Raw genomic sequence first — 13,103 nt, forward strand, 5'->3', positions numbered from 1 at the left:
TTTTCTGTTTTCACTTTACGGCGGGGAACTCCAGCGTCAGGGTGGTACCCTGACCGGGCTCGCTCTCCAGGGTGACGGCGCCGCCGTAGAGCTGGGTGATGTGCTTGACGATGGCCAGCCCCAGACCGGTCCCCCCCGTCTTGCGGGCGCGGCCCTTATCCACCCGATAAAACCGCTCGAACACCCGCTCCTGGGCCTCCTTGGGGATGCCGATACCGGTGTCCGCCACGGTGATGAATACCCTGCCGTCGGTCTGGCGGACCCCTACGTCCACCCGGCCGCCGGGCTCGTTGTACTTGATGCCGTTCTCCATCAGGTTGGTCAGCAGCTCCCGCAGGCGGCCGGGCGCCATGGCCACCTGGGTCTCCACCCCGGCCAGGGACACCGTCACCCCCGCCCGCTCGGCCATCGGCTTCAAAAACTCCCGGGCCTCCCCCGCCACGGCCAGCACCGACGCCCGGTCGTCCGGCTGGGGCATTGCCACCGACTCCAGCTCAGACAGCTTGAGCACGTCGTTGATCAGCTCCACCAGCCGGTCCACCTCCACGCCGATCATGGTGATGAACCGCTTCTGGTCCTCCGGGTCCTTCACCATGCCGGAGGAGAGCATGTCGGTAAAGCCCTTGATACTGGTCAGGGGGGTCTTGAGCTCATGAGAGACATTGGCGGCAAACTCCGAGCGGACGGTCTGGAGCTTCTCCCCCTCCTGATCGAGCTCCTCCTGCTTCAATTCCAGGGGCTGCGCCGTACTGATGGCCAGCTTGCGGGCCAGCAGCAGGGTGAGGACCAGGGCCACCGCCGCCGCCGCCAAAAAGCCCGCCACTCCCTGGAGCACCAGGGCGTTCACCGACGAGATGGGCATGGAAACCCGGCCGATGTTGCCGTCGGTGAAGCGGCGGGCCTCATAGAGCATGGTGGTGCGGGTGGTGTCCGAGGGCCGGATGGCCTCCCCGCTCCCCTTCGCCAGCGCGTCCTGGAACTCCGGCCGGTCGGCGTGGCTGGCGGTCACCTCCCCCCAGGTGTCGGACAGCACCGAGCCGTCCGGGGCGATGATGGTCAGGCGCTTATCCGGCGCCGCCACGGCAAACTGGGCCGACCAGGCCGCCGCGTCGGTATAGTAGCTCTGGGCGTCCATCAGGTTCAGCAGCTCCACCAGCGTCTGGCGGGCGGCGGTCAGCTCCCGGTTCCGGTACGCCCACACGCCGAACACGCTGGACAGGGCGATGCCCAGGGCGGCGATCAGAAAAATGTAGGTGGTCAGGCGTTTTTTCATGGCGGCTCCCCCTTACGGCATCTTATAGCCCACGCCGCGGACCGTCTGTATGTACCCCTCGCCCAGCTTCTGGCGCAGGGTCTTGACGTGCATGTCCACGGTGCGGGTCTCCCCGGCAAAATCGTAGTCCCAGACGGCGTGGAGGATGTCGTCCCGGGTCAGGACGGTCCCCCGGTTCTCACACAAGAGCTTCAAAAGCTCAAATTCCTTATAGGTCAGCTCCACCGGAATGCCGTCCCGGCGGACCTCCCGGGCGGCGGGGTCGATCTCCAGCCCGTCGCACTTCAGAATGGCCGGGGTCTGGGGCCGACCCGTCCGGCGGAGCACCGCCTTCACCCGGGCCTGGAGCTCCATGATGCCGAAGGGCTTCACCACATAGTCGTCCGCCCCCTGCTCCAATCCCTTCACCCGGTCCAGCTCGGCGGTGCGGGCGGTGAGCATGATGACGGGGATATGGGCCGTATCCGGCGCCCCCCGCAGACGGCGCAGAATCTCCAGCCCGTCCATCCCCGGCAGCATGATGTCCAGGATGTAGAGGTCGGGCTGCACGTCGTGGACCGCCTGAAAGTAGTCCTCCCCGGATTCAAAGTCCTCCACTCCGTACCCCACCGAGTGAAAATAATAGCGGAGCATCTCGCGGATGCTCTCGTCATCCTCGATGATCGTAATCAGGTCCGGCACGCGGCATCTTCCTTTCCATATGGCTTTATCCCCCGGGGAAGCCCCGGGGGACACGCAATGCGCTGGGGGTGTGGTCTCAGAGCTGGCCCGTCACGCAGAAGATCGCCCACTGGGCGATGTTCACCGCGTGGTCCGCGATGCGCTCCAGGTACTTGGCGATGATGATGAAGTCGATGGACAGGTCGGCCTCGTCCCGGTTGGCCGCCACCTGGTCGATGAGCTCGCCCTTCACCTGCCGGAACAGATCGTCCACCTCGTCGTCCAGGTTGATCACCGCGTGGGCCGTCTCTACGTCCCGGCCGGTATAGGCCGAAATGGCCTGGCGGACCATCAGTCCCGCCTTGCAGGCCATGACCCCGATGTCCTGAGGCACCTTCACCTCCCCGTGATTGCTCAGCAGCAGGGAGATCTCCGCGATGTTGGCCGCCTGGTCCCCGATGCGCTGCAGGTCGGTGACCATCTTCATGGCCGCCGAGATGGCCCGCAGGTCCCGGGCCACCGGCTGCTGCCGCAGCAGCAGGTTCAGGCAGCGGTTCTCAATGTCCCGCTCCATCTGGTCCAGGGAGGCCGTCATGTCGATGGCCGCCTTGGCCGTCTGCTCGTCGTCGGTGGACAGGCTCTCCGTGACCACGTCGATGGCGTCCTGGGCCTGACGGGCCATGGCCGTCAGCTCCTCGTTGAGCTCCAGCAGCTCCGCGTCAAATGTCTTGCGCATGGTGACCCTCCTTTAACCAAACCGGCCGGTGATGTAATCCTCCGTCCGCTTGTCCCGGGGCACGGAGAAGATCTGGGTGGTATCCCCATACTCAATGAGCTCGCCCAGCAGGAAGAAGGCGCACTTGTCCGAGATGCGGGTGGCCTGCTGCATGTTGTGGGTCACAATCACTATTGTATAGGAATTTTTCAAATCTGCAATCAAATCTTCAATCTTTGACGTAGAAATTGGGTCCAGGGCCGAGGTGGCCTCGTCCATCAGCAGAACGTCCGGCTCCACCGCCAGAGCTCGGGCGATGCAGATGCGCTGCTGCTGGCCGCCGGACAGGCCCAGCGCCGACTTCTTCAGCCGGTCCTTTACCTCGTCCCAGATGGCCGCTCCCCGCAGCGATTTTTCCACGATCTCATCCAGCTTGGCCTTGCTCTTGATGCCGTGGGTCCGGGGGCCGTAGGCGATGTTGTCGTAAATGGACATGGGGAAAGGATTGGGCTTCTGGAACACCATGCCGATCTGACGGCGGATCCAGGTCACGTCCACGTCCGGGGCGTAGATGTTCCTGCCCCGGTACTCCACCCGGCCCCGGATCGTCACGCCGGGCACCAGGTCGTTCATCCGGTCCAGGGTCTTCAAAAAGGTGGACTTGCCGCAGCCCGAGGGGCCGATCAGGGCGGTGACCTGCTTTTCCGGGATATCCATATTCACCGATTTCAACGCCTGGTTCTCTCCGTAAAAGAGGTCCAGGTCCTTGGCGGAGAGGATGGGAGTCTGGTTCATAGCTGCCGCTCCTTCTTACTTTTTGAGCTTTTTGCCCACCAGCTTGGCGCACAGGTTGATGAGCAGAGTGATGATCATCAGGATGGCCCCGATGGCAAAGGCGATGTCAAACTGGGCCCGCTCCTTGGCAAAGACGTACAGGGCCACGGTGAGGGTGGCACCGGAGCTCTGGGTCAGGCCCTGCCAGGTCTGGGCCAGGCTGGCGCCCAAGTCGCCGTTCCAGACGAAAAAGCGGTTGAGCGTGGTGGACATGCCGGCGGTAAACATCAGCACCGCCGACTCCCCCACGATGCGCCCCACCGACAGGATGCAGCCGGTGACGATGCCGTCGATGGAGTTGGGCAGCACCACGGTGCGGATCATGTGCCACTTGCCCGAGCCCAGGCCCAGCGAGCCCTCCCGGTAGGACTGGGGCACCGTCTTGAGCGACTCCTGGGTGGTGCGGATAATGGTGGGCAGAGTCAGGATGACCAGAGTCAGGGAGGCCGCCAGCAGAGTCTTGCCCAGGCTCATGAACTGGCTGAAGATCAGCACCCCCACCATGGCATAGATGATGGAGGGGATGCCCGCCAGGGTCTCGGTGGCAAACTCGATGGCCGCGACCAGCCGGCGGTTGGAGGCGTACTCCGTCAAGTAGACCGCCGCCCCCACGCCCAGCGGCAGCACCACCAGCATGGTCACCACCACCACGTACACCGTGTTCAAAATGCTGGGCAGGATGCCGGTGGTGTCGTTGAGGATGCTCTCCTGGGTGGAGACCAGCTCCCAGGTGATGTGGGGCAGGCCCCGGTAAAAGATGTAGCCGATCAAAAACAGCAGCAGGGCGCAGGTCAGCCCCGCGCACAGGTACAGCAGCCCCCGGAGGGTCCGGTCATAGACCCGGCGGCTGAGAGAGAGGGGATGTTGCTCTTTCACGGTATCCCTCCGTTCGGCAGTTTTGGGCCTGACGCCTTCCTTGACTTCGTCCATAGCTTACCCCTCCTTCTCCCGTTTTAAGACCAGATTGAGCAGGATATTGATGAGCATGATGAACAGAAACAGCACCAGGCCGATGGAAAACAGGGCCTGCCGCTGCAGGCCGGAGGAATAGGACATCTCGCTGGCCACGGCGGTGGTGAGAAACTTGACGCTTTTGAGCAAAGAGGGCATATTGGCCACGTTGCCCGCCACCATCAGGATGGCCATGGCCTCGCCGATGGCCCGGCCGATGCCCAGCACCACCGAGGCGGCGATGCCGCTTTTGGCCGCCGGGACGGAGACCCGGAAATAGGTCTCGATCTCGGTGGCGCCCAGGGCCAGGGATGCCTCCTCATACTCCCTGGGCACCGCCTTGAGGGCGGTCTCGGACACCGAGATGATGGAGGGCAGGATCATCACGGCCAGCACGATGATGGCGGCCAGCAGGCTGTCGCCGGCGGGCAGGCCGAACAGGTTGCGAATGGCGGGCAGCAGCACCACCATGCCCACCAGGCCGTAGACCAGGGAGGGGATGCCCGCCAGCAGGTCCACCGCCGGGCGGACCACCGCCGCCACCTTGGGGGGCGCCACCTTCGCCAAAAACACCGCCGTCATAAAGCCGATGGGCACTCCGATGAGAATGGCCCCGGCCGTGCCGTAGATGGAGGTGAGGATGAAGGGTAGGATGCCGAACTGCGGGTCGGTCTTGTTGGTGGAATCCCACGTCTTGCCAAACAGGAAATCCACCAGGCCGATTTCCCGGATGGCGGGCAGCCCGGAGAGGATCAGATAGACCGTGATCAGCAGCACAAAGGCCACCGCGATGAAGCCGCAGACAAAAAAGAGGGTGTGCATGGCCGTCTCCGCAGGGCTCATGCGACGAGTCAGTTTCAACGGGATCAACCTTTCCATTCCACTCTGGAATCTCTTTGATAGGGCGGAAACCCAAGACACGCACCGGGCCGGCGCGCGCCTTGAGTATCCGTTTCGATTGCGCTTGTTTACTTCGCGGGGGGCACCGCGCCGGCCTTCACGATCAGTTCGGCCACATCGCCGCTCATAGCGTAGTCCAGGAAGGCCTGGGCCGCGTCGGAGAGCTGGGCGCCGTCCTTGGTGACGATGAGGAAGGGGCGCTGGATGGCGTAGGTGCCGTCCTGGACCGTGGCCTCGGTGCACTCCACACCCGCCACGTCCACCGCCTTGACGGTGTCGTTCAGAGCGGACAGGGAGGCGTAGCCGATGGCGCTGGGGTTGGAGGCCACGTTGCCGATGACGTCGCCGGTGGAGGAGTACTCGTTGGTGTACTTGCAGGCGTCCTTCACGCCCACGATCTCCTCAAAGGCGCCGCGGGTGCCGGAGCCAGCCTCACGACCGATGACCGCGATGGGGCCGGCCACGCCGCCCAGCTCGGACCAGTCGGCGATCTCGCCGGTGTAGATCTTGGCGATCTGCTCCACCGTCAGGTCGGCCACGGTGTTGGCGGGGTTGACCACGATGGCCACGCCGTCCAGGGCCACCACATGGGCCACGGCGCCGTTGGCGGCCTCTTCGTCCTCCAGCTCACGGGAGGACAGGCCCAGATCGCAGGTGCCGTCGATGACGGACTGGATGCCGGTGCCGGAGCCGGAGCCGTTGTAGTTGATGGTGACGCCGCCGTTGTCCTGCATGAAGGACTCGGACAGGACCTTGACCACCTTCTCCATGGAGGTGGAGCCGTCGGTGTTGACCACGCCGGACAGCGCGGCGGGAGCCTGGGAAGCCTCCTGAGAGGGGCTGGCGGGGACGGAGGCGGAGGGAGAGGCGGAACCGCCGGCGTTGCTGCTGGAGCAGCCGGCAAAGAGGCCCAAGCACAGGGCCAGGGAGCAAATCAAGGCAAGACTCTTTTTCATTTTGTTTTCATTCTCCAATCCAAATATGGTTTCTCGGAACGATTTACAGTATACAGGGCTTTTGTAAAGTTGTCCTTCAGCTCTTCGTAAAGTCTGTGTAAAGCATAGTCTGCCCCCTTTGTAAAGAAAAACGCCCCTCCGCCATGCGGAAGGACGCTTTACAATTTCTTTTTTCGTTTTACAAACCCAGCCAGCGCCGCAGATCAGGCAGATCCGGGGCGATATGGACGCTGGGGTAGGGGACGAAGGCGGCCGCCGGCGTGGTGCCGTTGAGGACGGCGCAGAAGTCCGTCCCCGCGGCCTGGGCGGTCTGGGCGTCGATGACCGTGTCGCCGCAGTACAGCGCCTGCCGGGCCGTCAGACCCAGCCGGGCCAGGCCGGCGGTCAGGCCCTCCGGGTCGGGCTTGGGGCGGCTCACCCGGTCCCCGCCGATGACGAAGGAAAACATCTGATCCAGGCCGTGCCGGGCAAAGATGCGCTCCAGGGTGTCGGTGTGCTTGGTGCTCACCACTGCCGTGGCCACCCCCGCCGCCCGCAGGGCGGACAACAGCTCCCCCGCCCCGGGGAACAGGCTCACCTGGCCCTTGGCCTGCAGCTCCCGGGCCACCGCCCGGAAGTGCTGGTAAAAGGTCTGCCGGCGCGCCTCGCTCTCGTCCCCCGTCAGCAGGGTATAGGCGTCCGTCACCTGCATTCCCACGGTGCGGCGGACGGCCTCCCGGTCGGGCTCCGGCAGGCCCAGCGCGGCAAAGCCCGCGGCAAAGCCGGCAACGATGGCGTCGGTGGCGTCTCCCAGGGTATAGTCAAAATCGAACAGAACGGCCGGATAGACCATTGGAACCCTCTCCTCTCCATGGAAACGCGGGGCCGCCCCGCGGCGCCCCGCATCCGTGTTCACTCGTACTGCTTTCGTCCGGTGGTGCTGGGGATGCCCAGCTCGTCCCGGTATTTGGCCACCGTGCGCCGGGAGAGCTCACAGCCCTCCCGGGCCATCCGCTCACACAGCTTTTGGTCCGACAGCGGCTTGTGCTTGTCCTCCCCGCCGATCAGCTTTTTCAGCAGAGCCTTGGCAAAGTCGGGGGAGGAGGCGTTCTCCTCCGTGCCCGGTCGGGCCGCCGGCGCGCCCAGGCTGCGGGAAAAGAAGTAGCTCAGAGGGTAGACCCCGCTGGCACACTGGAGATACTTGTCCCGCACCGTCCGGCTGACGGTGGACTCGTGGACCCCCACCTTCTGGGCGATGTCCGCCAGGCACATGGGCTTCAGATGGCCGGGGCCCCGGCGGAAAAATTCCTCCTGGAGCTCCAGGATGCACTCAGCGCACCGCAGAAGGGTGGAGCGCCGCTGCTCGATGCTGTGGACCACCCACTTGGCCTGCCGCACCTTGCCCATCAGATAGTCCTTGACCTCGTTGTCCTCGGTGCTCTTGAGCATCCGGCAGTAATAGCCGCTGATGTTCAGGTCGGGGAAAAAGTAGTCGTTGGTGAGTAGCTCAAAGTGGTCGGGAAAGTTGACCACAAAGAGGTCGGGGTTAATGTAGACCAGGTTCTCCCGGGCGGCAAAGCCGCCGCCCGGCCGGGGGTTCAGCGTGCGAATCAGATCGCAGGCCGTCCGCACCTCCTCCTGGCAGACCCCAAGGCTCTTGGCGATGAGACCGTAGCGGCTCTTGCTCAGGGGGTCCAGGTAATCCCGCGCAATCCGGATGGCCAGCTCGCTGTCCTCATGCCGGCGCTGCAATTGCAGCACCAGGCACTCCGACAGATTCCGGGCCCCCACGCCCGCGGGCTCCAGGGATTGCACCGCCGCCAGGGCCTTCTCTACCTCCTCCACCGGCTTGCCCAGCTCCTCCGCCAGATCCTCCACGCTCTCGTCCAGCCAGCCGTTCTGGTTCAGGCTCTCCACCAAAAAGCGCCCCACCGGGAGCAGCTCCGGTTCCAGATCCATCACCTCCAGTTGGGACAGCACATAGAGATACAGGTTCTCCTCCCGCTCGTCTACGGTGCCGTAATTGGAGATCGGGTCCTTCTCGTCGTCCTCGGTGTCCTGCTGGTGATAGTAGCGGTTCTGCGCGTCGGTGGACTCCAGCCACTCCAGCTTCCGCTGCAGCACCGCCGTGTCGTCCCCCTTGCCGTATTTCTCCTCCATCTCCAGTACCGGATTCTCCTGGACCTGATCCTGGATGTACTCCAGCAGCTCCTGAGAACCCATCTGGAGGATTTCCATGGACTGCATCATCTGGGGCGAAAGAGTTTGTGTCTGCTTCATCGACATGCTCAGTTCCATGTTGCTTCCTCCATTCCACAGGTTTCATTCGACTGTTTTCTATCCTTTTAATTGTACCACAGCCGGAGTCAAAATACAACGGAAACTGGGCCGCCCGGCGGCACTCTTATCGGTAGAAAATGCGGTTCGAACCGCAGAACGGCCCGAAAAAGCCCCCGATCCGGGCGGTCCGGACCGGGGGCAAAGCCCTATTCCTCTTCCAAAAACGCCTTTGCGCCGTAGCGCAGGCAGCGCCGGAGCCGGGCCTCTCCACGCTTGATCGTCCGGGAGACGGTGGACTTGTCCACCCCCAGCTTTTCCCCGATCTCCCGCATGTTGAGGCCCTGGCCGTAGTAGAGCAGCAGGAACTCCCGCTGCCGGGCCGTTACGTCCTCCCGAAGGGCCCGGACCAGGTTCCGCTTCACCCGGTCGAGCTGCGCGCTGTTGTCGGAGGCCATACTGCGGGCGTAGACCGCCATATCCGCCGCATAGGCCCGCCCCCGCCTATAACGTGTATCTGGCATTGCGGCGATACCCCCTCTCGTAATACCGTTCGGTCAGCACGGCCAGGTCCCTGGCCTCCCGCCACATGGCGGTGAGCATATGGATGCGCTCCGCCATGCAGCAGCGCTCCTCCTCCGGCAGGTCCGGAAAACGGGCCTCCAGCTCCCGAATGCGTCCTTTCAGAACCTGGGCATGGGCCCGGTATTCGCTTGATAATTCCAACAGGGTCATTCTTTTTTCTCTGATGCCTCCCTAGGTCTCCGTTCCCAGGCGCACCCGGCGCACAGCGGCCCCGCCGCCGTCGGCACCGCCCGGTCCCAGCGGTAGAGCTCCCCGCCGCACCGGCAGCACCACGCCTTCGGCGCCTCCCGCTGCACATCCCGCAGCGGGTCCGTCCGTATCCTCCCGCTCCTCGTAACTGCCTCCCCAAAAGAAAATCTGCATTTTCGAATTTTTCTGGTTGACAACCAAACTCCTTTCTGGTAGAATAACCGTTGCTGTGGACGAGCTAAGTGCTGGTGTAGCTCAGTTGGTAGAGCAGCTGATTTGTAATCAGCAGGTCGGGGGTTCGAGTCCGTCCACCAGCTCCATCGTCACGGGACGCAAACTGAATATGGAGGAGTTCCCGAGTGGCCAAAGGGGACAGACTGTAAATCTGCTGCTTAACGCTTCGGTGGTTCGAATCCACCCTCCTCCACCACGTCGGAGCAAGCTTACCGCTTGCTCCGACCTTTTTTGTCAAGCTTCACCTCCCTTTTTTCCATCCCACAGAGAAAGCAGGAAGCCCACATGTCGGAGACCCTTTTCTTCGTTTTGGAACTGATTGGCACCATCGCCTTTGCTGCATCCGGTGCGATGGTCGGCCTGAAAAAGGGCATGGATATCTTTGGCGTCGCCATCCTCGGTCTGTGTACCGCCGTCGGCGGCGGCGTGATCCGGGACCTGGTCCTGGGGATCACGCCCCCGGTCACCTTTCAGGACCCGGTCTACGCCCTGATTGCCATCGCCACCTCCATCGCCGTCTTTCTCCCCGCCGTCCGGAGCCGCCTGGAGCGGGGGAGCCGTCTGTACGACGTAGTCATGCTGCTGATGGACTCCATCGGACTGGGCGTATTCACCGTGGTCGGCGTTCAGAGCGCCTACAGCGTATCCAGCTCCTACAGCATCTTCCTGCTGGCCTTCGTGGGCGTGATCACCGGCGTGGGCGGCGGCGTGCTCCGTGACGTGCTGGCCGGCGACACCCCCTACATCTTCGTCAAGCACTTCTACGCCTGCGCCTCCCTCATCGGGGCGCTGCTCTGCTCCCTGGCCTGGATGCCGCTGGGCAGTACGGCCGCCACTCTTTTGGGCGCGGCGGCGGTGGTGGCCCTGCGCCTGTGCGCAGCCTACTTCCGCTGGAACCTGCCCAAAGCCAGCCCAAGCCCCGGCGGGGCGCGGCGCTGATGCCACGCTCCCTGTCCCGTCTATCACCATCCACTGGAGGAATGCATCGTGCACCGCAAAGGCATCTTCTGTACCGCGCTCTCCGCCCTGCTCTTCGGCGTCACCCCGCTGCTGGGCCGTCTGACCTACGGCATGGGCAGCAACGCCCTTACCCTCACCTTCTATCGCAACGCGCTGGTCATCCTCCCTATCTTCCTCCTGCTGCGCCTCCGCAAGATCTCCCTGCGTATCTCCCCCCGGCAGCTCGCCACGGTCCTGGCGGTGGGCATCCTGGGACGGGGCTTCACCACCCTCATGCTCTACGACTCCTACCGCTTCGTGGGCATCGGCATCGCCACCACCCTCCACTTCCTCTATCCCGTCTTTGTGGCCGTCCTGTGCCGGGTCGTCTTTCACGACCGGCTGGGCCGGGTCCGCCTGGCCGCCCTGGTCCTGGCCGGCATCGGCGTGCTCTGCTTTCTGGAGCGGGACAGCGGCCCCGTCTCCGGCGCCGGCCTCGCCCTGGCCACCATCTCCGGCTTTACCTACGCCTGCTACATGGTGTGCACCGAAAAAACCGTCATCCGGGAGATGGACCCCCTTGTGGTCTCCTTCTACATGGCCATCGGCGTGTCCTGCGCCATGCTGGCCGTCCACATCCCCACCCGCCAGATCGTCTTCGCCCTGCCGCCCAAGGCCATGCTGCTCACCCTCCTGGTCGCCCTGTGCACCTCCTTCCTGGGCGTGGTCCTGTTCCAGATCGGCATCTGCTACCTCAGCGCCACCACCGCCGCCATTTTCTCCCTGCTGGAGCCCATCGCCAGCAACCTGTGCGGCATCCTGGTCCTGTCCGAGCCCGTCACCCCCGCCAAGGCTCTGGGCAGCCTCATCATTCTGGCCGCCGTGTTCCTCATGGCCCGGTTCAAGCCCGCGGAGGCCGCCGATCCGGCCGCCGCCGAATAGAACTCATGTTCTATTGCATGCCCATCATAGCACTTTTTTTCCGCCCGCGTCAATACAACTAAGGAATTTTATCGAACTTTCGTTCTATAAAAAGTCCCAGACATGGGACAGCAACACGCACAAGGCCGCCGTCTGGAGTCCTCCAGACGGCGGCCTTGTGCAATCTCATTTTTCAGAACTCGGCGTTGCCCACCGTGCGCGGGTGGGGCAGAACGTCGCGGATGTTGCCCACGCCGGTGAGGTACATCACCATGCGCTCGAAGCCCAGGCCGAAGCCGGCGTGCCTGCATCCACCGTAGCGGCGCAGATCCAGGTACCACCAGTAGTCCTGGGGGGCCATGCCCAGCTCCCGGATGCGGCGCTCCAGGACGTCCAGCCGCTCCTCGCGCTGGGACCCGCCGATGATCTCGCCGATGCCCGGCACCAGGCAGTCGGCGGCCGCCACGGTCCTGCCGTCGTCGTTCAGGCGCATATAGAAGGCCTTGATCTCCTGGGGATAGTCGGTGACGAACACCGGCTTTTGAAAGACCTGCTCGGTGAGGTACCGCTCGTGCTCGGTCTGGAGGTCGCAGCCCCAGTCCACCGGATAGTCAAACTTGTGGCCCGACTGCTTCAGCAGCTCGATGGCCTCGGTGTAGCTCACCCGGCCGAAGTCGGAGGAGGCCACATGCTCCAGCCGCTCTTTCAGGCCCTTATCCACAAAGGAGTTGAAGAAGTTGATCTCGTCGGGGCACTTCTCCAGCACCGTGCGGATGATAAACTTGATCATGGCCTCGGCCACGTCCATGTCGCCGGCCAGGTCGCAGAAGGCCATCTCCGGCTCGATCATCCAGAACTCGGCGGCGTGGCGGGTGGTGTTGGACTTCTCCGCCCGGAAGGTGGGGCCGAAGGTATACACGTCCCCAAAGGCCATGGCAAAGTTCTCCGCGTTGAGCTGGCCGGACACCGTCAGGTTGGCCGGCTTGCCGAAGAAGTCCTGGGTGTAGTCCACGGCCCCGTCCCCGGTCTTGGGCACGTTGTCCAGATCCAGGGTGGTCACCCGGAACATCTCGCCCGCCCCCTCGCAATCGGAGGCGGTGATGATGGGGGTGTGGACATAGACGAAGCCCCGCTCCTGGAAGAAGGTGTGGATGGCGTGGGCCGCCACGCTCCGCACCCGGAAGGTGGCCGAAAACAGGTTGGTCCGGGGCCGCAGATGCTGGATCGTGCGCAGGTACTCCACGCTGTGGCGCTTCTTCTGCAAAGGGTACTCCGGAGCGGAGGGGCCCTCTACCGTGATGGAGGTGGCCTTCACCTCCAGGGGCTGCTTGGCCCCGGGCGTCAGGACCACCGTGCCGGCCACCGTCAGGGCGGCGCCCACGTTCTGCCCGGCGATCTCCTTATAGTTGGACAGGGCGGCGGCCTCCATCACCACCTGGAGGTTTTTGAAGCAGGAGCCGTCGTTGAGCTCGATGAAGCCGAAGGTCTTCATGTCCCGGATGGTGCGGGCCCAGCCGGAAATCCGGACCTCCCGGCCGCCGAAGTGCTCCTGATCGGCAAAAATCTGAGCAATCTTTGTGCGTTCCATGGGTTTACTTCCTCTCTCTACGTCGTTGTAGGGTTCCACAGTACCCTATATTATAAGGACTCCTGCGGGATTTTACAAGGGTTTGTGAGGCGGAATGACCCC

Annotated in this window: 15 protein-coding genes and 2 tRNA genes; 4 read left to right on the plus strand and 13 right to left on the minus strand. The window is 63.7% G+C overall.

Features of this window, described 5'->3' with window-relative positions:
* Positions 1-10: 10 nt before the first annotated feature.
* The 12 genes from BN2154_RS13245 to BN2154_RS13300 all read right to left on the minus strand — a co-directional run bounded on the left by BN2154_RS13245 (position 11) and on the right by BN2154_RS13300 (position 9,493).
* On the minus strand, positions 11-1,273 hold the full coding sequence (locus BN2154_RS13245) for a sensor histidine kinase (RefSeq protein ID WP_050619228.1): 1,263 nt from the start codon (positions 1,271-1,273) through the stop codon (positions 11-13).
* A gap of 12 nt (positions 1,274-1,285) precedes the next feature.
* Positions 1,286-1,945, minus strand: coding sequence for a response regulator transcription factor (locus BN2154_RS13250; RefSeq protein WP_050619644.1), 660 nt, complete (start codon positions 1,943-1,945; stop codon positions 1,286-1,288).
* Positions 1,946-2,030: 85 nt separating this feature from the next.
* Positions 2,031-2,669 (minus strand): phosphate signaling complex protein PhoU, encoded by a 639-nt coding sequence (gene phoU, locus BN2154_RS13255; protein ID WP_050619229.1) that lies wholly within the window; start codon positions 2,667-2,669, stop codon positions 2,031-2,033.
* A 12-nt stretch (positions 2,670-2,681) separates the two neighbouring features.
* Positions 2,682-3,443: a phosphate ABC transporter ATP-binding protein PstB gene (pstB, locus tag BN2154_RS13260; protein WP_050619230.1), complete on the minus strand. Its 762-nt coding sequence runs from the start codon at positions 3,441-3,443 to the stop codon at positions 2,682-2,684.
* Between the two features lie 15 nt (positions 3,444-3,458).
* Entirely contained in the window at positions 3,459-4,412 is a 954-nt protein-coding gene (pstA, locus tag BN2154_RS13265; RefSeq protein WP_050619231.1) for a phosphate ABC transporter permease PstA, read from the minus strand.
* A 3-nt stretch (positions 4,413-4,415) separates the two neighbouring features.
* Positions 4,416-5,276, minus strand: a complete 861-nt coding sequence (gene pstC / locus BN2154_RS13270) for a phosphate ABC transporter permease subunit PstC (RefSeq protein ID WP_050619232.1) — start codon at positions 5,274-5,276, stop codon at positions 4,416-4,418.
* Between the two features lie 125 nt (positions 5,277-5,401).
* Positions 5,402-6,289 carry a phosphate ABC transporter substrate-binding protein gene (locus tag BN2154_RS13275; RefSeq protein ID WP_050619233.1) on the minus strand — a complete coding sequence of 296 codons (888 nt, stop codon included), beginning with the start codon at positions 6,287-6,289 and terminating at the stop codon, positions 5,402-5,404.
* 178 nt (positions 6,290-6,467) lie between these two features.
* Positions 6,468-7,121 carry an HAD family hydrolase gene (locus tag BN2154_RS13280; protein WP_050619234.1) on the minus strand — a complete coding sequence of 218 codons (654 nt, stop codon included), beginning with the start codon at positions 7,119-7,121 and terminating at the stop codon, positions 6,468-6,470.
* Positions 7,122-7,180: 59 nt separating this feature from the next.
* Positions 7,181-8,566, minus strand: a complete 1,386-nt coding sequence (gene rpoN, locus BN2154_RS13285) for an RNA polymerase factor sigma-54 (RefSeq protein ID WP_050619235.1) — start codon at positions 8,564-8,566, stop codon at positions 7,181-7,183.
* 188 nt (positions 8,567-8,754) lie between these two features.
* Positions 8,755-9,069: a sigma-70 family RNA polymerase sigma factor gene (locus BN2154_RS13290; RefSeq protein ID WP_238072833.1), complete on the minus strand. Its 315-nt coding sequence runs from the start codon at positions 9,067-9,069 to the stop codon at positions 8,755-8,757.
* On the minus strand, positions 9,050-9,280 hold the full coding sequence (locus BN2154_RS13295) for a hypothetical protein (RefSeq protein WP_050619237.1): 231 nt from the start codon (positions 9,278-9,280) through the stop codon (positions 9,050-9,052). Before BN2154_RS13295 ends, BN2154_RS13290 begins: the two co-directional genes overlap by 20 nt.
* Before the next feature lie 21 nt (positions 9,281-9,301).
* The gene (locus BN2154_RS13300; protein WP_050619238.1) at positions 9,302-9,493 is read right to left on the minus strand and encodes a hypothetical protein; all 192 of its coding nucleotides are present in this window, start codon (positions 9,491-9,493) and stop codon (positions 9,302-9,304) included.
* A gap of 70 nt (positions 9,494-9,563) precedes the next feature.
* Here BN2154_RS13300 and BN2154_RS13305 point away from each other — a divergent pair.
* The 4 genes from BN2154_RS13305 (at position 9,564) to BN2154_RS13320 (ending at position 11,434) form a co-directional block, all read left to right on the plus strand.
* Positions 9,564-9,639, plus strand: a tRNA-Thr gene (locus tag BN2154_RS13305).
* Between the two features lie 25 nt (positions 9,640-9,664).
* Positions 9,665-9,749: transfer RNA gene (locus tag BN2154_RS13310), tRNA-Tyr, on the plus strand.
* An 89-nt stretch (positions 9,750-9,838) separates the two neighbouring features.
* Positions 9,839-10,492, plus strand: coding sequence for a trimeric intracellular cation channel family protein (locus BN2154_RS13315; protein WP_050619239.1), 654 nt, complete (start codon positions 9,839-9,841; stop codon positions 10,490-10,492).
* Between the two features lie 48 nt (positions 10,493-10,540).
* Positions 10,541-11,434: a DMT family transporter gene (locus BN2154_RS13320; RefSeq protein WP_050619240.1), complete on the plus strand. Its 894-nt coding sequence runs from the start codon at positions 10,541-10,543 to the stop codon at positions 11,432-11,434.
* A gap of 172 nt (positions 11,435-11,606) precedes the next feature.
* Here BN2154_RS13320 and asnS read toward each other — a convergent pair whose 3' ends face one another.
* Positions 11,607-13,001, minus strand: a complete 1,395-nt coding sequence (gene asnS / locus BN2154_RS13325) for an asparagine--tRNA ligase (protein ID WP_050619241.1) — start codon at positions 12,999-13,001, stop codon at positions 11,607-11,609.
* Positions 13,002-13,103 lie beyond the last annotated feature (102 nt).

This window comes from Intestinimonas massiliensis (ex Afouda et al. 2020) (genome assembly GCF_001244995.1).
Classification (GTDB): domain Bacteria; phylum Bacillota; class Clostridia; order Oscillospirales; family Oscillospiraceae; genus Intestinimonas; species Intestinimonas massiliensis.